Genomic DNA, 18,259 nt, shown 5'->3' with positions numbered 1-18,259 from the left:
ACCGACCCTTGTGTGAAGGAGTGAATTCATGATTCACTTCTTTCATGGCGTACCGCAGAACGCCCGCCGTCCAGGCCAGACTGGACGCGCAAACCGGGCTGATCGTGCAGGTCGCGACCAAAATCCTGTCGAGGGCCGGTTACGCGGGACTTTCGATGGCCACCGTCGCGGCCGAGGCGGGTATTGCGACGGGCACCGTATACAAACACTTCGGCGGCAAGGCCGAACTGGTCACCGCGGTATTCCGCAAGGTGGTCGCGGGCGAGGTCGCCGCGGTGACGGCGGCGGCTGCCACCGGTGACGCCGTCACCCGGGTGACCGCCGCGGTGGAGACCTTCGCGGGTCGCGCGCTCAAGAATCCCAAGCTGGCCTATGTACTGCTGGCCGAACCGGTGGACACCGAGGTCGACGTCGAGCGGCTGCACTTCCGCCGCGCCTTCGCCGAGTCATTCGAATCCGCCATCCGGGAAGGGGTTTCGCGCGGCGAGTTGCCCGCGCAGGACGCGCGGACCAGCGCCGCCGCACTGGTCGGCGCGATCGGCGAGGTGCTCGTCGGTCCGCTTGCCGCCGCGCCGCATAGCGAATCCGTTGTGCCACAACTAGTTACCTTCGCGCTACGCGCATTGGGCGTGCGCGAGGAATCTCGGCGAGAATCAGGAGTATCCGATGCCGACGCATGAAGTCTTCAACCAGGTGCCCGATATCGTGCCGTTCGACGTATCGCGCAATCCGGCGCTGCTGGAGGGTCTACACCGCGAGGGTGCGGGCTGGGCCGAGCCGGAGGTGCGCGAACTCGGCGCGCTGGCAGGCGGTTCCGAGGCGCAGGAGTGGGGCAGGCTGGCCAACGAATACCCGCCGGTGCTGCACACGCACGACCGCTGGGGCCACCGGGTCGACGAGGTGGAATTCCATCCGCGCTGGCACAACCTGATGAATGTCGCTGTCGCACATGGTCTGCACGGTTCGCCGTGGTTGGATGAGCGGCCGGGCGCACACGTCGCGCGCGCCGCCAAGTTCTACACCTGGGGTGTCGCCGACGCCGGGCATATGTGCCCGATCTCGATGACGTACGCGGTGGTTCCCGCGCTGCGCCACAATCGCGAGCTATCGGCCCGGTACGAACCTCTATTGGGTTCTCGCACCTACGATTTCGGCCTGCGTGAGCCGTCGACGAAGGCGGGTCTGATTGCAGGCATGTCGATGACGGAGAAGCAGGGCGGCTCCGATGTGCGCGCCAACACCACAACGGCGACACCGCAATCCGACGGTTCCTACCGCATCGTCGGCCACAAGTGGTTCACCTCGGCGCCGATGTCCGATATGTTCCTCACGCTGGCGCAGGCCCCCGGCGGACTGTCCTGTTTCCTGTTGCCGCGCGTTCTGCCCGACGGCACCCGTAATCCGATCCGGATCCAGCGGCTCAAGGACAAGCTGGGCAACAAGTCGAACGCCTCCTCCGAAATCGAGTACGAGAACGCCACCGGCTGGCTGGTCGGCGCGGAGGGCGCAGGCGTGAAAACCATTATCGAGATGGTCAATATGACCCGGCTGGACTGTGTGATCGGCTCGTCGACCGGTATGCGCGTCGGCGCGGTATTCGCGGTGCACCACGCGCGGCATCGGGAGGCCTTCGGCGCCAAGCTGATCGATCAACCCGCCATGCGAAATGTGCTGGCGGATCTGGTGATCGAATCCGATGCCGCGACGACGGTGATGATGCGGCTGGCCGGCGCCACCGACCGCGCCGCCACCGATCCCGCCGAGGCCGCGCTGCGCCGGATCGCGCTCGCCGTCACCAAGTACTGGGTGTGCAAGCGCGCGCCGTCGCATGCGGCCGAGGCGCTGGAATGCTTGGGCGGCAACGGATATGCCGAGGAGTCGGGTATGCCGCGGCTGTACCGGGAGGCCCCGCTGATGTCCATCTGGGAGGGCTCCGGCAATGTCGCGGCGCTGGACGCGCTGCGCGCCATGGGCAGGCAGCCGGAGACGGTGGAGGCGTACTTCAACGAGGTCACGCTGGCCAAGGGGGAGAATCCCCGGCTCGACGACGCGATCGCCCGTGTCGGCAAGGAACTTTCGGATCTGAACGATATCCAGTACCGGGCGCGGCGGGTGATCGAGTTGATGGCGCTGGTATTGCAGGGCGCGCAGCTGATCCGGCACGGTCACGCCGCGGTCGCCGACGCCTTCTGCGCCACCCGCCTCGGCGACGACTGGGGCATCGCCTTCGGCACCCTGCCCACCGGCGTCGACACCGGTGCGATCATCGAGCGAGCGTTCGTATCCTGAACCGCGGCATTCGATTTCAGCCGACGGGCCGTTCGAGTACCCGTTCGACCAGTGCGGTATCGCAGTGCTCGATCACCTCGGTCAACCGCCCGTCGGCTACCCGGAAGATCAGGCAGTAGGTCTGCTCGTACGCGTCGCCGCGCCGCGTCACGCCGTGGCCGCGGGCCTGCACGATCACCCGATCGCCCTCGGCGGCGATGAAATCGGCGGTCATCCGGTAGTCGCGGAACTGGGCCATCAGCGGACGCAGTAATCCGTTGAGCGCCACCGACTTCGGTCCCCAGGTACCCGACCAGGACCAGTTTCCCGGGAAGGTCCAATGGAATTCGTCGGCCATCGCCTCGCTGATCGCGCGCATATCGCCCTCGGCCGTGCGCTCGAAGATATCGGTCAACAGTCGCTTATTCGCTTCGATGCTCATGTGCTCGACGCTATGTAGGCGTCAGGTATGCGACAAGCGATGGTCTCGCATATCTGGTATCCGTATTTCGCATGGGTGAGTTCACTATCGCCGGATTGCGGGTGGTCCGTGAGGCGGCGGCCACCGGATCGTTCTCCACCGCCGCGGAGCATCTCGGCTACACCCAGTCGGCGGTCTCGCGGCAGATCGCGCTGATGGAGCGGGCCGCGGGCAGGCCGCTGTTCGAACGGCAGGCGCGCGGTGTCCGGCCGACCGAGGCGGGACGAATCCTGGTCCGGCACGCCGACGCCGTACTCGGCGAACTCGACACCGCCCGCCAAGACCTGCGTGACTTGGAATCCCTTGCGCCCGTTCGGATCCGGGTCGGCGGCTTCTCGACCGCCATGTCCGCGCTGCTGCCGAGGGCCATCGCGGCGTTGGTCGCGCGCCATCCGGCGGCGCGGGTGCCGCTGCGCGAGGGGCTGAGCCCGCGCCTGCTGACCGCTGTCGCGAGGGGCCGCCTCGACCTGGCGGTGGTGCCGACGCCCGCCGAAATACCGGACGCGGTCGTCGTAGAACATCTACTCGACGATCCACTGCTCGTCGCGGTCGCACTGGATCATCCGCTGGCCGGTCAACTCGGCGTAACCCCGGACCGGCTGCGCGACCAACGCTGGATCGCGGGCAGCGCCGACCCGGGCAGCACCATGCTCGGCGCCTGGTACGACCCGGCCCAGCCGCCCGATATCGCCTTCGTCGCCCGGGACTGGTTCGCCAAACTCGGCCTGGTCGCCGCGGGTATGGGCAGCACCGTCGTACCCGGTATCGCCGTCCCGGTGCTGCCGCCGACGGTCGCGCTCGTCCGCATCGATCACCCCGACGCCATCCGGCGCACCGCGGTCGTCTACCGCGCCGCACTGCGCGACGACCGGGTTCGCTGCGACCTCACCGAGGCACTGCGCGACGCCGCGGCGCACCTGTCCGCACTGGTCCGCCAGCGCCTGCGCTGACCGAATCGCATTAGTTCCAGAGCCGGTCCGGCCGCTGATTCCCCAGTCGACGATTCTCGGACATTTCCGGACAATCGGTACACCCTGTTTCGCACCGCGGCCGCAGCGCGATGTAATCGGTGAACGGACCGCGCATCGAACGAATTCCGATCCCGCACAGGTAGAGTCGCACCAGTGGCCGAGGCACACGTCGAAGTACCGTTGAGCGTTCTAGCCAAGCGCGTGCGAGCGCGGGCAGGCGCGCACGCCGGACGCTATCTGCTCGGTATCGCCGGACCGCCAGGAGCGGGCAAGTCCACCCTGTCGCTGGCGCTGCGCGACGAGCTCAATGCCGATGCGGGCGGCCCCATCGCGGAAATCGCCCCGATGGACGGCTTCCACCTGCCGAATTCGGTGCTGCGCGCGTCGGGAAGCCTTGCGCGCAAAGGGGAACCGGACACCTTCGATCCGGTGGGCTACGTCGCGAGCCTGCGCAAGCTGCGCGACACCGCGCTCGGCGAGCCGGTGCCGTGGCCGACCTTCGACCGGTCCATCGAGGAAACGGTGCCGGGCGGTGTGGTGTTCGAGAAGCAGACCATCGTCATCACCGAGGGCAATTACCTGCTTGTCGACGCGACCCTCACCGGCGACCCGTCCCATGCCGAATGGTCGGCCGTCCGCGAACGGCTCGACGAGTGCTGGTACCTGGACGTTCCGCGCGACCAACTCGCGAAACGCCTGTTGGACCGGCATATCCGCGGCGGACGCACCCCCGATGACGCGGCGGCCAAGGTCGACGAGAGCGATCTGCGCAACGCCGACCTGGTCGCGGCCACCAGCGTGCGCGCCGACCTGGTGCTGCGCGAGCGCGACGGCCGCTACTACACCATCGCGGCCGATCAATTCTGACGGTTGCCGCGGTACCAGCGGATGAGCGCGTCGGTGGACGAATCATCCTGGGGCGCAGGCTCTTCCGTCGAGGTCAGCAGCGGAGCCAGCGCGAGCGCCTGCTGCTTGCCCAGCTCGACGCCCCACTGGTCGAAGCTATCGATACCCCAGATCGTCCCCTCGACGAACACCTGGTGCTCGTAGAGCGCGATCAACTGCCCGACCACCGATGGTGTGAGCACCGGCGCCAGTACGGTGGTGCTCGGCCGATTGCCCGGCATCACCTTGTGCGGCACCACCTTCGGATCGGTGCCCTCCGCCGCGATCTCCTCGGCCGTCTTGCCGAATGCGAGCACCTTGGTCTGCGCGAACAGGTTGCTCATCAGGATGTCGTGCATGCTGCCGGTGCCGTCGCGGGTCGGCAGATCGTCTGTGGGACGGGCGAATCCGATGAAGTCGGCCGGGATCAGCCGCGTACCCTGGTGCAGCAGTTGGTAGAACGCGTGCTGGCCGTTGGTTCCGGGTTCGCCCCAGAAGATTTCGCCGGTGGAGGTGGTCACGGGGCTGCCGTCGGCGCGCACCGATTTGCCGTTCGACTCCATCGTCAGCTGCTGCAGGTAGGCCGGGAAGCGAGCCAGATCGTTCGAATACGGCAGCACCACACGGGATTCCGCGCCGAAGAAGTTCGAATACCAGACGCCGAGCAGTCCGAGCAGCACCGGCGCGTTCGCCTCCAGCGGCGCTGTCGCGAAATGCCGGTCGACGGTGTGCATTCCGGCCAGGAATTCGCCGAAGCGCTCCTTGCCGATGGTCGCCATCACCGAAAGGCCGATCGCGGAATCCACCGAATAGCGCCCGCCGACCCAATCCCAGAAACCGAACATATTGGCGGTGTCGATGCCGAATGCGGCCACCCGCTCGGCATTCGTCGATACGGCGACGAAATGCTTTGCCACCGCGTCCTCGCCGAGCGCGGCCACCAGCCAGCGCCGGGCCGCGGTGGCATTGGTCAGCGTCTCCAGCGTCGAAAAGGTTTTGGAGGCAACGATGAACAGCGTTGTCGCCGGATCCAGACCGGACAGCTTCGCCACCAGATCGGCCGGGTCGACATTCGAGACGAACCGCGCGTCGATGCCGGCGTCGGCGTAGTGCCGCAACGCCTGATGCACCATCACCGGCCCCAGATCCGAACCGCCGATCCCGATATTCACCACCGTCGCGATGCGCTGCCCGGTGGCACCGCGCCAGGCGCCGGAGCGCAGCGCATCGGTGAATTCGCCCATCCGGCGCAGCACCTCGTGCACCTGCGCGCCCGCATCGGCCCCGTCCACCGCGAGCGATTCACCCTCGGGCAGGCGCAGCGCGATGTGCTCGACCGCGCGATCCTCCGAGGTGTTGATGTGCTCACCCCGATACATCGCGTCCCGGCGCCGCTCGACGCCCGCCTCCTCCGCCAGGGCGACGAGCAGCCCGAGCGTCTCCCTGGTGACGCGGTGTTTGGAATAGTCGATGTGCAGATCGCCGACCTGGACGGTCAATTCCCGGCCGCGCTCCGGATCTTCGGCGAAGAATTCGCGCAGGTGCCGACCGGCGATGGCGGCGTGATGGTCGTGCAGTTTCCGCCAGGCCGCCGTCGCGGTGATGTCGCTGCTCACGTCCGCCGAGATTACTCACCACCCAGGGCGCGCGCACGAGAACCGGGTTCGGTGCGCCGCCGACGTCGGCGGATGCGCGCGGTGAGATTTCCGATGTGCCGCGGGTATGCGAACCGGGGTAGCATCCGCGGCCGCGGCCGAATGGGCGCTGTCGGCGAAGCCGTCCTCAGCCCGCGCCGGGCCGAGCTCCTGCGCGAGGCACTCGCCTACCCTGAACCACATGGTGTCCGAACGTGAAGTACTCGAATCCGTCCCGACGCAGCTGTGGATCGGCGGTCCGGTCGCCGCGAGCGGGGGAGGCACCTTCGCGGTGCGCAATCCGGCCAATGGGGAGGTGCTGGCCGAAATCGCCGACGCGACCCCGGAGGACGCGGTGCGCGCGCTCGACGCCGCGGTCGCCGTGCAGGCCGAATGGGCGGCGACCCCGGCCAGGCAGCGGGCCGAGATCCTGCGCACGGTATTCGAGCAGATCACCGCGCGCGCAGAGGAATTCGCGCTGCTGATGACCCTGGAAATGGGTAAGGCGCTGCCGGAGAGCCGCAACGAGGTGCGCTACGGCGCCGAATTCTTCCGCTGGTTCAGCGAGGAGGCGGCCCGCATCCACGGCCGCTACCTGCACGCCCCGTCCGGCACCGGGCGGATCATGGTGCACAAGCAGCCGGTCGGTCCGTGTCTCGCCATAACGCCGTGGAACTTCCCGCTGGCCATGGGCACTCGCAAAATCGGTCCGGCGCTGGCGGCGGGCTGCACCATGATCGTCAAACCGGCGAGCGAAACCCCGCTCACCATGCTGCTGCTCGCCAAACTGTGCCACGAGGCCGGGCTGCCGGACGGCGTGCTCTCGGTGATCACCACCAGCCGGTCCGGCGCGGTCACCCAGCCGCTGCTCAACGATTCGCGGCTGCGCAAACTCACCTTCACCGGATCGACCGAGGTCGGCAAGAAACTGGTGGCGCAGGCCGCCGACGGACTGCTGCGGATGTCCATGGAACTCGGCGGCAACGCGCCGTTCGTGGTGTTCGACGACGCCGATGTCGACGCGGCGGTGCAGGGCGCGCTGCTGGCCAAATTGCGCAACGGCGGTGAGGCGTGCACCGCCGCGAACCGCTTCCACGTCCAGCACGGTGTGCTGGAGGAGTTCACCACCAAACTGGTCGATGCCATGTCGAGCCAGGTGACGCTCGGGCCGGGCATCGATCCGAACACCACCCTCGGCCCGCTGATCAACGAGCAGCAGCTCGATACCGTCACCGACCTGGTCGACGATGCGGTGGCCGCGGGTGCGCGGCTGCGGCTCGGCGGCAAGGCGCCCGGCGGTCCCGGCTGGTTCTACCCGGCCACCGTGCTCAGCGAGGTGCCGCCGCAGGCGCGCATTCTGCGCGAGGAGGTGTTCGGGCCGGTGGCGCCGATCGTGGGCTTCGCGACCGAGGAGGAGGGTCTGGCCGCCGCGAACGACACCGAATTCGGTTTGGTCTCTTACGTTTACACCCGCGACCTGGATCGCGCCCTGCGCGTGGCCGAGGGGATGGAATCCGGCATGGTGGGCGTGAACCGGGGTGTCATCTCCGATCCGGCCGCGCCGTTCGGCGGCGTCAAGGCCTCCGGCTTCGGTCGCGAGGGCGGTACCGAGGGCATCGAGGAGTACCTCTCGACCAAGTACATCGCGCTCACCTGACCCGAGACATGAAACGACCGCCCCGGGGTGCATACACCCGGGGCGGCCTTGGGGCAGCGGATGTCCTTGCGAACGCCGCGTTGGTTCAGTGGCCGAGACGCCCGCGGCCGAGGCGGAGCAGCAGCATGGCGAGGGTGTGGCCCTCCTGGCCCAGCTCGCTGAAGCGCTCCAGCACCTTCATCTCACGGCTGTGCACCAGGCGCGGGCCGCCGGAGGCCATGCGGGTACGGCCGATGATCCGGGAGACCTCGGTGCGGCGCTTGATGGCGGCGAGGATCTCGGCGTCGAGCCGATCGATCTCCTTGCGGAGCTTGTCGATCTCGGCCTCGGTCTGCGGCAGAGCCGAGTCGGACCCGGTCGTCGTGGCAGGGGTGCTCATCAATTCATCTCCTCGTGTCGGAACAGGGATCGGCAGGCGAGCCGAACGCGTTACCGACCGGTTCTTTCACCGTGAAACAAGACCTGGCGGGTCGTGGGGTTCCCCCAGAAAGGTTTAGCGCTCACGAACAAGGTTGGCAAACTCGATATCCGGCGGATAGCCGCCTCGGAGGCCGATGTGGAGCGCTGGTCATGTCGCCAGTCTGCCACGGGCCGGTAGCCAAGCAAAACACTTCTATTTAGAAATCTGCTGAGAACGGCATTGTGCCAGGCCGGGTCCACCGGGGGCAGTTCACGTTCCGTTCGCCGCGCCGCAATCCGCCGGATGGGACTTCATCTCTGTCGGTGCCCGCCGGTAGCGTGGATGGGCGATGGACATCACGGTGGCTCCCAAGACGCAACCCCAGGCCGACGACGCATACGCCGCGGAGATCGCGCAGCGTCGCGCCGAGCGGGAACAGCGCCGCGCCGAAGAGGCCGCGCGGTTGCTCGACGGTCTCAATCCGCAGCAGCGTGCGGCCGTGGTGCACACCGGTGCGCCCCTGCTCATCGTGGCGGGCGCGGGTTCGGGTAAGACGGCGGTGCTCACCCGGCGCATCGCCTATCTGCTCGCCGCGCGCGGGGTGACGCCCGGCCAGGTGCTGGCGATCACCTTTACCAACAAGGCCGCCGCCGAGATGCGCGAGCGGGTCATCGGGCTGGTCGGCCCGCGCGCCAACAACATGTGGGTGTCCACCTTCCACTCCAGCTGTGTGCGCATCCTGCGCATGCAAGCCGCGTTGTTGCCGGGGCTGAATTCCAATTTCTCCATCTACGACGCCGATGATTCCCGCCGGTTGCTCACCATGATCAGCCGCGATTTCGACATCGATGTCAAGAAATATTCCGCGCGATTGCTGTCGACCGCGATTTCCAATCTGAAGAACGAACTGATTGGTCCGGAACAGGCGAGCGCCGACGCGGAATCCGACGACACCGAACTGCCCGCGCTGGTGGCCCGCGTCTACACCGAATACCAGCGGCGGCTACGCGCGGCCAACGCCCTCGATTTCGACGATCTCATCGGCGAGACGGTCGCGCTGCTGCAGAACCATCCCCAGGTGGCCGAGTACTACCGCCGCCGCTTCCGGCACGTGCTGGTGGACGAGTACCAGGACACCAACCATGCCCAGTACGTCCTGGTGCGGGAATTGGTCGGCCATCACACCGAAGGAAGTGAGGTGGAGCCGAGCGAACTGTGCGTCGTCGGCGACGCCGACCAGTCCATCTACGCCTTCCGCGGCGCGACCATCCGCAATATCGAGGAGTTCGAACGCGACTTCCCGGATGCGGAAACCATTCTGCTGGAACAGAATTACCGCTCCACCCAACACATCCTCTCGGCCGCGAACGCGGTCATCGCGCGCAACGAGAACCGCAGGGACAAGAAGCTCTGGACCGATTCCGGCGAGGGTGAGTTGATCGTCGGCTACGTCGCCGACAACGAACACGACGAGGCCTCGTTCGTGGCGCGGGAAATCGACCGCCTGGTAGACCAGGGCGACGCCAACTACGGCGATGTCGCGGTGTTCTACCGCACCAACAACAACTCCCGCGCGCTGGAGGAGATCTTCATCCGGATGGGCCTGCCGTACAAGGTCGTCGGCGGCGTGCGGTTCTACGAGCGCAAAGAGGTGCGCGATATCGTCGCCTACCTGCGGGTTCTCGATAACCCGGAGGATCAGGTGAGCCTGCGGCGCATCCTGAACACCCCGCGCCGCGGCATCGGCGACCGCGCCGAGGCATGTGTCGCGGTGCACGCCGAACAGCGCGGCATCGGCTTCGCGGCGGCCCTGCGCGATGCGACCGACGGCAAGGTCGCACTGCTGAACACCAGGGCGCAGCGCGCCATCGCGGGATTCCTCGACCTGCTCGACGAGATCAGAGCCGCCGGGGCGCAGGAGGATTCGGCCTATCCGGATCTCGGCAATGTGGTGGAGGCGGTGCTCGAGCGCACCGGCTACCGCGCCGAACTGGAGAGCTCCGACGATCCGCAGGACGGCGCCCGGCTCGACAACCTGAACGAATTGGTCAGCGTCGCAAGGGAATTCAGCTCCGAAGCGCATAACAACGCGGAGGCCGCGCGGGCCGAGGGGCTACTGCCGGAGGCCGCCGATGGCGAACCGGATCCCGGCTCACTCGCCGCCTTCCTGGAGCGGGTTTCGCTGGTCGCCGATTCCGACCAGCTGCCCGATGACGACGCGGGCGTCGTCACGATGATGACCCTGCACACCGCGAAGGGCCTGGAATTCCCGGTCGTCTTCGTCACCGGCTGGGAGGACGGCCAGTTCCCGCATATGCGGGCGCTCGGCGACCCCACCGAGCTGGCGGAGGAACGCCGCCTCGCCTACGTCGGCATCACCCGCGCCCGTCAGCGGCTCTACCTGACCCGCGCGGTGATTCGCTCCGGCTGGGGGCAACCCGTCTCGAATCCGGAATCCCGCTTCCTGCAGGAGATTCCGGGGCACCTGATGGACTGGCGACGCCTCGAACCGGCCGGCTCACCCTCGGGCCGCGGCATCCGCAAGCGCTCCGAGGGCGACGACCTGGACCGCGATTGGACCCGCGGCGACGGCTGGTCCGAGCAGCGCCCCGGCCTGCGCGATCGCGGCCCGCGCCGCCCGGCGCCCGGCGGCGTCACCCGCAACAACACGAATCTGGTGCTCGCCGTGGGCGATCGGGTCAGCGACGACAAATACGGTCTCGGCCGGGTGATCGCCGCCGAGGGATTCGGTCCGCTGGCGACGGTGACCATCGATTTCGGTACGGCCGGGAAGATCCGGTTGATCCCGCAGTACAGCCGGACGTTGGTGAAGTTGTAGGGGCCGTGCGGAGGCCATTGGCCCTCTGACGAGACACCCGATGCGTCGGTATGGTCGCGGAGGTGAAGACGTTGGCGTTACACCTCCTCTGGTTCCTGCCGATGCTCTGGCTCGGCATGGTGCTGGCCATCTCTTTCCTGGAAGCGCCGCTGAAATTCCGTGCGCCGGGCGTCACGCTGGCACTCGGGCTCGGCATCGGGCGCTTGGTGTTCCGTGCGCTGAACACGGTCGAGGTGGTGCTCGCCGTGCTGCTGCTCGCGGCCGCCGCCGTGGCCGGATCCGGTGCGGCCGTGTGGATTTGGCTCGTCATCGCCGCCGCGATCCTGGCCGCCCAAATCCTGTTCGTCCGACCGCCGCTCACCCGCCGTTCCGATCGGGTCCTCGCCGGGGAGGAACTGCCGCGCTCGCACGCGCACTACTGGTACATCGCCCTGGAACTGGCCAAGGTCGTCGCCCTGATCGGCCTCGCCATCGTCGCCGCTCCCTAGCGCCTATCCGCAAAGTCTCATCCGGCGCCTCCGCGGTCTGGCCGCGTTGTCGCCGATACAACCCCGGTATCGGCTCCTCCACCTTGCCAGGCGACGCGGATGCATCCGGCCGGACTTCGAGGACGGGCGCTAGCGCTGTTCCCGCGTAACTTTCAGCTAATAGCCTGCGCGGGAAGCTATTTGGTGCGCAGGCGGCGACGCGCACCGGACGATTGTGCTGCGTTCAGCGTGGTAGGAGGTCGCTCAGTGCTTCGTCCAGCGTCGGGTACTGGAAGACGAAACCGGCTTTCCGCAGGACTTCGGAGGTCGCGTGCCGTCCGGTCAAGCCGAGTGCCGGGTCGGTGCGCAGGAGGACCGCGCCGATCTTCAGCACTGATTCCGGTGTCGGCGGGGCGGGTGGTCGGTGCAGGCGCCTGCGCAGCACGGTCATCAGTTCGTGGTTGCGGACCGGGAAATCGGTTGCGGCGACGACGATTCCGTCCGGCAGCGACACTCGGGGGTCGAGGCCGAGTGCGGCGCGCACGATGGCGAGCCAGTCCTCGACGTGGATCCAGCTGAACCACTGCGTACCGCTGCCGACCCGGCCGCCGAGACCCGCTTTCGTCAACTGGCACAGGCGTTTCAGCGCGGGCGCCTGGGCGTCGAGCACGATCGAGGTGCGCAACACGGTTCGATGCGCGGCCTCGGCATCGTCGAACGCTCGCTCCCACGGTTCCGCGACGCCGGTCATCTGCGGCAGCCCGACAGGCAGCGGAGTTGTTTCGGTGCACCGGATTTCGCCCGCATCCGACCATATCGCGGTGGTGCTGGCCTGCACCCAGTATTCGATCGGCCGGTCGAGCGTCGCCGCGGCCTCGACCAGGGCGCGGGTGGAATCCACTCGGCTGCTGCGCAATTCGGCGATATTGCGTTCGGTGGGTCGGCAGTCGACCAGTTTGCCCGCCAGATTGAGCAGTGCGGTGGGCCCTGAATTGCGCAGGGCGTCAACCCAATCGCCGACCTTCCTGCCATCCCACCGGATCTGTTCGAACGGCAGGGCCGGATCGGGACGTCGAGTGAGGATTTTCACCCGCGGCCCGCGACAGGTCAGATCCGCTGCCACGTGTTTGCCCAATGCTCCAGTGCCACCGGCGATTACGACGGTCAACCCGTCCGCGGCGGGTTCGATTCCGGCCAGCAGAGCCAGTCGGGCGAAGCAGACTCGGGCGTCGTGTTCCAGCAGCCCGGCGACGATGCCGCGCATGGCGGGCGCGGACGGTCCGCTGAAGGTGAGCCGCTGGGTGAGTTCGGTGCCGCCGTCGCGCGGTGTCAGCGTCCACGAAAGCCGCATGCGCCCAACGGGTTCCGGCTGTTCGATGGTCAGCTCGCATCCGGGACGCATCGCGGTGAGCACGAACGGCGGCGCGGTCCGTCCGTGCATCGTTCCGATAATCCGCCCCCTAGGCAGATAGTCACCCTTGGTGCCCGGCTCCATCGGCCCGCGCAACCGCACCGAGTCGACGCCGGGATTCCATTCGGGCCATCGCCGCAGATCCCCGAGCACCCCCCAAACAGCTTCCGGCGGCAACGCGATGAATTGGGTGTACGACGTTGTACTTGCCATACCCAAAAGCTATCCCCCCGTCCCGAACCCGGGAAGCGTGCCCTTGATCACCACACCTGAGTGGGTTCAGTCGCGTTCTGGGCCGAGGCTGATGCCGCGGGTGGCAAGCCAGGGGAGCGGGTCGATGCGGTTGGTGCCGTTGAGCCAGACCTCGAAATGGCAGTGCGGGCCGGTGGATTCGCCGCGGTTGCCGACGGTGGCGATCTGATCGCCCGCCGTCACATGTTGGCCGACCGATACGGTGGCCGTGTTGACGTGGCCGTAGACGGTGATGGTGCCGTCGTCACCGAGTACGCGCACCCACATGCCGAATCCTTCGGCCGGCCCCGCATCGATCACGGTGCCGTCCTCGACGGCGACGATCGGGGTGCCGATGGGGGCCGCGACATCGACACCCGGATGTAGGACGCCCCACCGGGCACCGTAGCCGGAGGTGAAGGTGCCGGAGGTGAACTTCACGAATAGCGGACGCCACTGGGCCTCGGCCTTCGCCGCGAGTTCTTGGGCGAAGGCGGCGCCGTTGTCGAGCATATCGTTGAACTGGCCGACGTTGGCGGGCCCCGAGTCGGAAAGCAGTTGGGGCGCTTCCGGATTCTGCCCCGGCGTGGCCGCCGGATCGGGTGCGCCGGGCAGCGCCTGCGCCTGGCCGACGGCCTGGAATTCGACGGTATTGGCCGCCGGTTTGTCGATGCTGGCGAAGGCGTTCTGCCCGGCCGCGACGACCGCGCCCGCGGCGACGGCGACCACCGCGGCGCGGCCCTTCAGCGCGGCGGGCGGTGCGGGAAGCCGGTGCGCACCACCGCGGCGCGGCTTGCGCTGCTGAGTCTTGCGTGCCGGGACGATCGGCGTGGCGACCACGGGTTCGGCGGCCGGTTCGACCGGGCGCGGCGGGTAATCACCCTGCGGGGCCCACCATTGATCGGATTCCCAGCCGAAATCCTGGTTGTGCGAATCATGATGGGCAGCAGGCGAATTCGGCTCGAATGGGGCGCCATAGTCCTGCTCGACGTACTCGGTGTCGTATGAATCCGCTTGTGACCAGGAGTCATTCGCCGACCAACCGAAATCGTCCGCATCGAAGCGGTCGTATCCACCGTCGTATCCGGACGACTGCTGAAGGTTGTTGATGAGATCTTGAACCGGGATGGCTTTGCCTTCGGAACGACGCGCGCGTGCTCTGCTCATGGACGTAACCGGGCGCCTTCGGGCTTCTCAACGTGCATGGAACTGTTCGTCCTCCGGTCCGGGCACCCGTGTGGCTAGTGGTTTTTCGAGGCATCGGACCACGTTGTCCTCCGCCGGTAATCTACTGGAAATCCCTTGCGTATCAAGCTCGTTCAGGTCCTAAGCTGATGCCCCTGGTCGCCAGCCACGGCAGCGGGTCGACCTTGTCCCTGCCGTGCAGCCAGACCTCGAAATGACAGTGCGGGCCGGTGGAGAAGCCGCGGTTGCCGACGGTGGCGATCTGATCGCCCGCCAGCACGCGCTGCCCCTGCGACACCGTTGTGGTGTCGACATGCCCGTAGACGGTGACGGTGCCGTCGTCGTGCAGCAGCCGCACCCACATGCCGAAACCCGCGGCGGGGCCCGCTTCGATCACCGTGCCGTCGGCGACGGCGTGGATCGGCGTGCCGATGGGCGCCGCGACGTCGACGCCGAGATGCTGTACACCCCAGCGGGCGCCGAAGCCCGAGGTGAAGGTGCCCTCCGCGAACCGGGTGAAGAGCGGCCTGAGCTTCGCCGCCTCCTTGGCGGCGAGGTCCTGGGCGTATTTCTGGCCCTTCTGCAGGATGTCGTTGAACTGGTTCAGGTTCGTCGGCGATGCGACGGTGAGTACCTGCGGCGATATCGCGCTCGCGGACGGATCGTCGACGCTCATCGACTGGTTGGCGATCTCGTGTACCTGGCCCTCGGCCTGGTAGTCGGCCGCGGCGGCGGCCGGTTCTCCGGTGGTGGCCATCGCGGCCTGGCCCGCGGCGACGAAGGCGCCCGCGGCGACGGCGGCCACTGCCGCGCGGCCCTTCAGGGCGGCGGGTGGGGCGGGCATCCGGTGCGCACCACCGCGGCGTGCCGGACGACGGCCCGGGATGACGACGGGCGCGGACTTGCGGGGCCGTTCGGTCTCCTCGGCGGGCAACGCCTCCTCGGCGGCCCAGGAATCGGGTACCGACCAGGCACCGGTGTCGGCCCACTCGCCGGTGTCGGCCCAGGTATCCGCCGTGTGATGCCAGCGCTCGTCGCCCGACTCCCACGGCTCGTTCGCGGACCACGAGGGGGTGGGGCGTAATGAAGTCTGTGAACCGGCCGCGCGATGGTTCATCGGAGTCGCCACGTGATCGGCTCGGCGATAAGGGGGGTAACGAATGTCATGCGGTCACCACGGGCACGGCTCTTGGCCTGCGGAGCGGGATGCTGCATCAAGCTTGCCGTCCTCCTAGTCGTGACCTGGCTGTGACATCGACCGCAACAACGGTAACGAAACGATTGCAGGGTCTGCAAGCGGTCCGCGCCTTCTGTCCAAACATGTGAGATTGATCACCGTAACGGATCGGAATACTCCACGTTTCGTCGGGCACTCGCTCGCACCTTTTCGACGACAGAATGTAGTAGGCGGGCGCGTGCTCGGCCGGAGCGGCTCTACCTGCCGTGCCGTGGGCAACCTACTCGTCAGTAGCGTTGGCCAGCGCTTTTCCGGACGCGCATATCTGCCCGTGACCTGCGCCACTTAGGATGTATGTGGCCGTTGGGCCATCCATGTGACTGGTTAGAGTCCGACCCGACCCGCTTCCGACGTCGGGCCGCCAACAAAGACGTTGTCATCACAACGCAGACGAGACGGTGAGTACATGGATCTCTTCGAATATCAGGCGAAGGAGCTCTTCGTTAAGCACGGAGTGCCTTCGTCCGAGGGCCGCGTCACGGATACGGCCGACGACGCCCGCGCCATCGCGGCGGAAATCGGCAAGCCGGTGATGATCAAGGCCCAGGTGAAGGCCGGTGGCCGCGGCAAGGCGGGTGGCGTCAAGTACGCGGCCACCCCGGAGGACGCGTTCACGCACGCGCAGAACATCATCGGTCTGGACATCAAGGGTCACATCACCAAGAAGATCCTGGTTGCCGAGGCGAAGGACATCGCGGAGGAGTACTACATCTCCTTCCTGCTCGACCGCTCGAACCGGACCTACCTGGCCATGTGCTCGGTCGAGGGCGGTATGGAGATCGAAGAGGTCGCCGCCACCAAGCCGGAGCGGCTGGCCAAGGTTCCGGTCGACGCCGTCAAGGGTGTCGATCTGGCCTTCGCCCGCTCGATCGCCGAGCAGGGCCATCTGCCCGCCGACGTGCTCGACGCGGCCGCCGTGACCATCCAGAAGCTGTGGGAGGTGTTCATCGCCGAAGACGCCACCCTGGTCGAGGTGAACCCGCTGGTCCGCACCCCGGACAACGAGATCCTCGCGCTGGACGGCAAGGTCACCCTGGACGAGAACGCCGCCTTCCGGCACCCCGAGCACGAGGCCTTCGCGGATATCGACGCCACCGATCCGCTAGAGCTCAAGGCCAAGGAGAACGACCTCAACTACGTCAAGCTGGACGGTCAGGTCGGCATCATCGGCAACGGCGCGGGCCTGGTCATGTCCACCCTGGACGTGGTCGCCTACGCCGGTGAGAACCACGGCGGCGTCAAGCCGGCCAACTTCCTCGACATCGGCGGCGGCGCCTCGGCCGAGGTGATGGCCGCTGGTCTGGACGTCATCCTGGGCGACGCGCAGGTCAAGAGCGTGTTCGTCAATGTGTTCGGTGGTATCACCGCCTGTGACGCGGTCGCCAACGGCATCGTGAAGGCGCTGGAGATCCTCGGTGACTCCGCGACCAAGCCGCTGGTCGTCCGTCTCGACGGCAACCGGGTCGACGAGGGCCGCAAGATCCTCGCCGACGCCGCGCACCCGCTGGTCACCCTGGCGAAGACAATGGACGAAGGCGCCGACAAGGCCGCCGAACTGGCAGCGGCCAAGTAAGGAATCCGGAAATGTCTATCTTCCTCAACAAGGACTCTAAGGTCATCGTCCAGGGCATCACCGGTGGCGAGGGCACCAAGCACACCGCGCTGATGTTGAAGGCGGGCACCCAGGTGGTCGGCGGTGTCAACGCGCGCAAGGCGGGCACCACCGTGTCGCACACCGACAAGGATGGCGCCGCGGTCGAGCTGCCCGTATTCGGTAGCGTCGCCGAGGCCATCAAAGAGACCGGCGCCGACGTCTCCATCGCCTTCGTGCCGCCGAAGTTCGCCAAGGACGCCATCATCGAGGCCATCGACGCGGAGATCCCGCTGCTCGTGGTCATCACCGAGGGCATCCCGGTGCAGGACACCGCCTACGCGTGGGCCTACAACGTGGAGAAGGGCAACAAGACCCGCATCATCGGCCCGAACTGCCCCGGCATCATCACCCCCGGCGAGTCGCTGGTCGGCATCACCCCGGCCAACATCACCGGCAAGGGTCCGGTCGGCCTGGTGTCGAAGTCCGGCACCCTGACCTACCAGATGATGTACGAGCTGCGTGATTTCGGCTTCTCCACCGCCATCGGCATCGGCGGTGACCCGGTCATCGGCACCACCCACATCGACGCCATCGAGGCGTTCGAGAAGGATCCGGAGACCAAGCTGATCGTGATGATCGGCGAGATCGGCGGCGACGCAGAGGAGCGGGCCGCGGCCTACATCAAGGCCAACGTCACCAAGCCGGTCGTCGGCTACGTCGCGGGTTTCACCGCCCCCGAGGGCAAGACCATGGGCCATGCGGGCGCCATCGTGTCCGGCTCGGCGGGTACCGCCCAGGCGAAGAAGGATGCGCTGGAGGCCGCGGGCGTGAAGGTCGGCAAGACGCCGTCCGAGACCGCCGCGCTGGCCCGCGAGATCCTGGAGAAGGCCTCCATAGAGGTCTGATCAGCGACGCGCAGCGTCTCCGTTGAGGGTGGCGGCGGGGACGAGGCGGGCCTGATCTGTTCGCGCGAAAGACGAAGGCCGCCTTCCTGGTTCG

At 67.3% G+C, this 18,259-nt stretch carries 15 protein-coding genes; 9 read left to right on the top strand and 6 right to left on the bottom strand.

Translation table 11 applies throughout. The features are described from left to right. Window positions 1-44 precede the first annotated feature (44 nt). Together LGY53_RS05820 and LGY53_RS05815 are read left to right on the top strand one after the other, a co-directional pair. Window positions 45-680 (top strand): TetR/AcrR family transcriptional regulator, encoded by a 636-nt coding sequence (locus LGY53_RS05820; protein WP_225725564.1) that lies wholly within the window; start codon window positions 45-47, stop codon window positions 678-680. Next, window positions 667-2,289: an acyl-CoA dehydrogenase family protein gene (locus LGY53_RS05815; RefSeq protein ID WP_225725563.1), complete on the top strand. Its 1,623-nt coding sequence runs from the start codon at window positions 667-669 to the stop codon at window positions 2,287-2,289. The genes LGY53_RS05820 and LGY53_RS05815 overlap by 14 nt, the downstream gene beginning before the upstream one ends. A 16-nt stretch (window positions 2,290-2,305) precedes the next feature. Here LGY53_RS05815 and LGY53_RS05810 read toward each other — a convergent pair whose 3' ends face one another. Further along, window positions 2,306-2,710, bottom strand: coding sequence for a nuclear transport factor 2 family protein (locus LGY53_RS05810; protein WP_225725562.1), 405 nt, complete (start codon window positions 2,708-2,710; stop codon window positions 2,306-2,308). A 71-nt stretch (window positions 2,711-2,781) separates the two neighbouring features. Here LGY53_RS05810 and LGY53_RS05805 point away from each other — a divergent pair, with 71 nt between their 5' ends. Together LGY53_RS05805 and LGY53_RS05800 are read left to right on the top strand one after the other, a co-directional pair. Further along, on the top strand, window positions 2,782-3,699 hold the full coding sequence (locus tag LGY53_RS05805; RefSeq protein ID WP_225725561.1) for a LysR family transcriptional regulator: 918 nt from the start codon (window positions 2,782-2,784) through the stop codon (window positions 3,697-3,699). A gap of 174 nt (window positions 3,700-3,873) precedes the next feature. Next, entirely contained in the window at window positions 3,874-4,587 is a 714-nt protein-coding gene (locus LGY53_RS05800; RefSeq protein WP_225725560.1) for a nucleoside/nucleotide kinase family protein, read from the top strand. Here LGY53_RS05800 and pgi read toward each other — a convergent pair. Further along, window positions 4,578-6,221: a glucose-6-phosphate isomerase gene (gene pgi / locus LGY53_RS05795; protein WP_225725559.1), complete on the bottom strand. Its 1,644-nt coding sequence runs from the start codon at window positions 6,219-6,221 to the stop codon at window positions 4,578-4,580. The genes LGY53_RS05800 and pgi overlap by 10 nt on opposite strands. Before the next feature lie 220 nt (window positions 6,222-6,441). Between pgi and LGY53_RS05790 the strand changes: the two genes are divergently transcribed. Continuing rightward, window positions 6,442-7,896, top strand: coding sequence for an NAD-dependent succinate-semialdehyde dehydrogenase (locus tag LGY53_RS05790; protein WP_225725558.1), 1,455 nt, complete (start codon window positions 6,442-6,444; stop codon window positions 7,894-7,896). Window positions 7,897-7,981: 85 nt separating this feature from the next. On the opposite strand, the gene LGY53_RS05785 is transcribed toward LGY53_RS05790, so the two are convergent. Next, window positions 7,982-8,275, bottom strand: a complete 294-nt coding sequence (locus tag LGY53_RS05785; protein ID WP_167478039.1) for a chorismate mutase — start codon at window positions 8,273-8,275, stop codon at window positions 7,982-7,984. A 370-nt stretch (window positions 8,276-8,645) separates the two neighbouring features. On the opposite strand from LGY53_RS05785, the gene pcrA reads away from it, so the two are divergent. Then, complete coding sequence (pcrA, locus tag LGY53_RS05780) at window positions 8,646-11,135, top strand: DNA helicase PcrA (RefSeq protein ID WP_225725557.1); 2,490 nt, start codon at window positions 8,646-8,648, stop codon at window positions 11,133-11,135. 62 nt (window positions 11,136-11,197) lie between these two features. Next, window positions 11,198-11,623: a hypothetical protein gene (locus LGY53_RS05775; RefSeq protein WP_225725556.1), complete on the top strand. Its 426-nt coding sequence runs from the start codon at window positions 11,198-11,200 to the stop codon at window positions 11,621-11,623. Between the two features lie 223 nt (window positions 11,624-11,846). Here the strand turns inward: LGY53_RS05775 and LGY53_RS05770 are convergent, their stop codons facing one another. From LGY53_RS05770 to LGY53_RS05760, 3 genes are all read right to left on the bottom strand, one after another. After that, on the bottom strand, window positions 11,847-13,226 hold the full coding sequence (locus LGY53_RS05770) for a DUF1731 domain-containing protein (RefSeq protein ID WP_225725555.1): 1,380 nt from the start codon (window positions 13,224-13,226) through the stop codon (window positions 11,847-11,849). 66 nt (window positions 13,227-13,292) lie between these two features. Further along, on the bottom strand, window positions 13,293-14,411 hold the full coding sequence (locus tag LGY53_RS05765) for a M23 family metallopeptidase (RefSeq protein ID WP_225725554.1): 1,119 nt from the start codon (window positions 14,409-14,411) through the stop codon (window positions 13,293-13,295). A gap of 142 nt (window positions 14,412-14,553) precedes the next feature. Further along, entirely contained in the window at window positions 14,554-15,546 is a 993-nt protein-coding gene (locus LGY53_RS05760) for a M23 family metallopeptidase (RefSeq protein WP_225725553.1), read from the bottom strand. Between the two features lie 526 nt (window positions 15,547-16,072). Here LGY53_RS05760 and sucC point away from each other — a divergent pair. Further along, window positions 16,073-17,239, top strand: a complete 1,167-nt coding sequence (gene sucC / locus LGY53_RS05755; RefSeq protein WP_167478033.1) for an ADP-forming succinate--CoA ligase subunit beta — start codon at window positions 16,073-16,075, stop codon at window positions 17,237-17,239. Window positions 17,240-17,250: 11 nt separating this feature from the next. Beyond that, on the top strand, window positions 17,251-18,165 hold the full coding sequence (sucD, locus tag LGY53_RS05750) for a succinate--CoA ligase subunit alpha (protein WP_225725552.1): 915 nt from the start codon (window positions 17,251-17,253) through the stop codon (window positions 18,163-18,165). Window positions 18,166-18,259 lie beyond the last annotated feature (94 nt).

Origin of the sequence: Nocardia sp. JCM 34519.1, assembly GCF_020361265.1 — a bacterium.
Lineage (GTDB): Bacteria > Actinomycetota > Actinomycetes > Mycobacteriales > Mycobacteriaceae > Nocardia > Nocardia arthritidis_A.
This window is presented reverse-complemented; position numbering and strand designations above follow the sequence as displayed.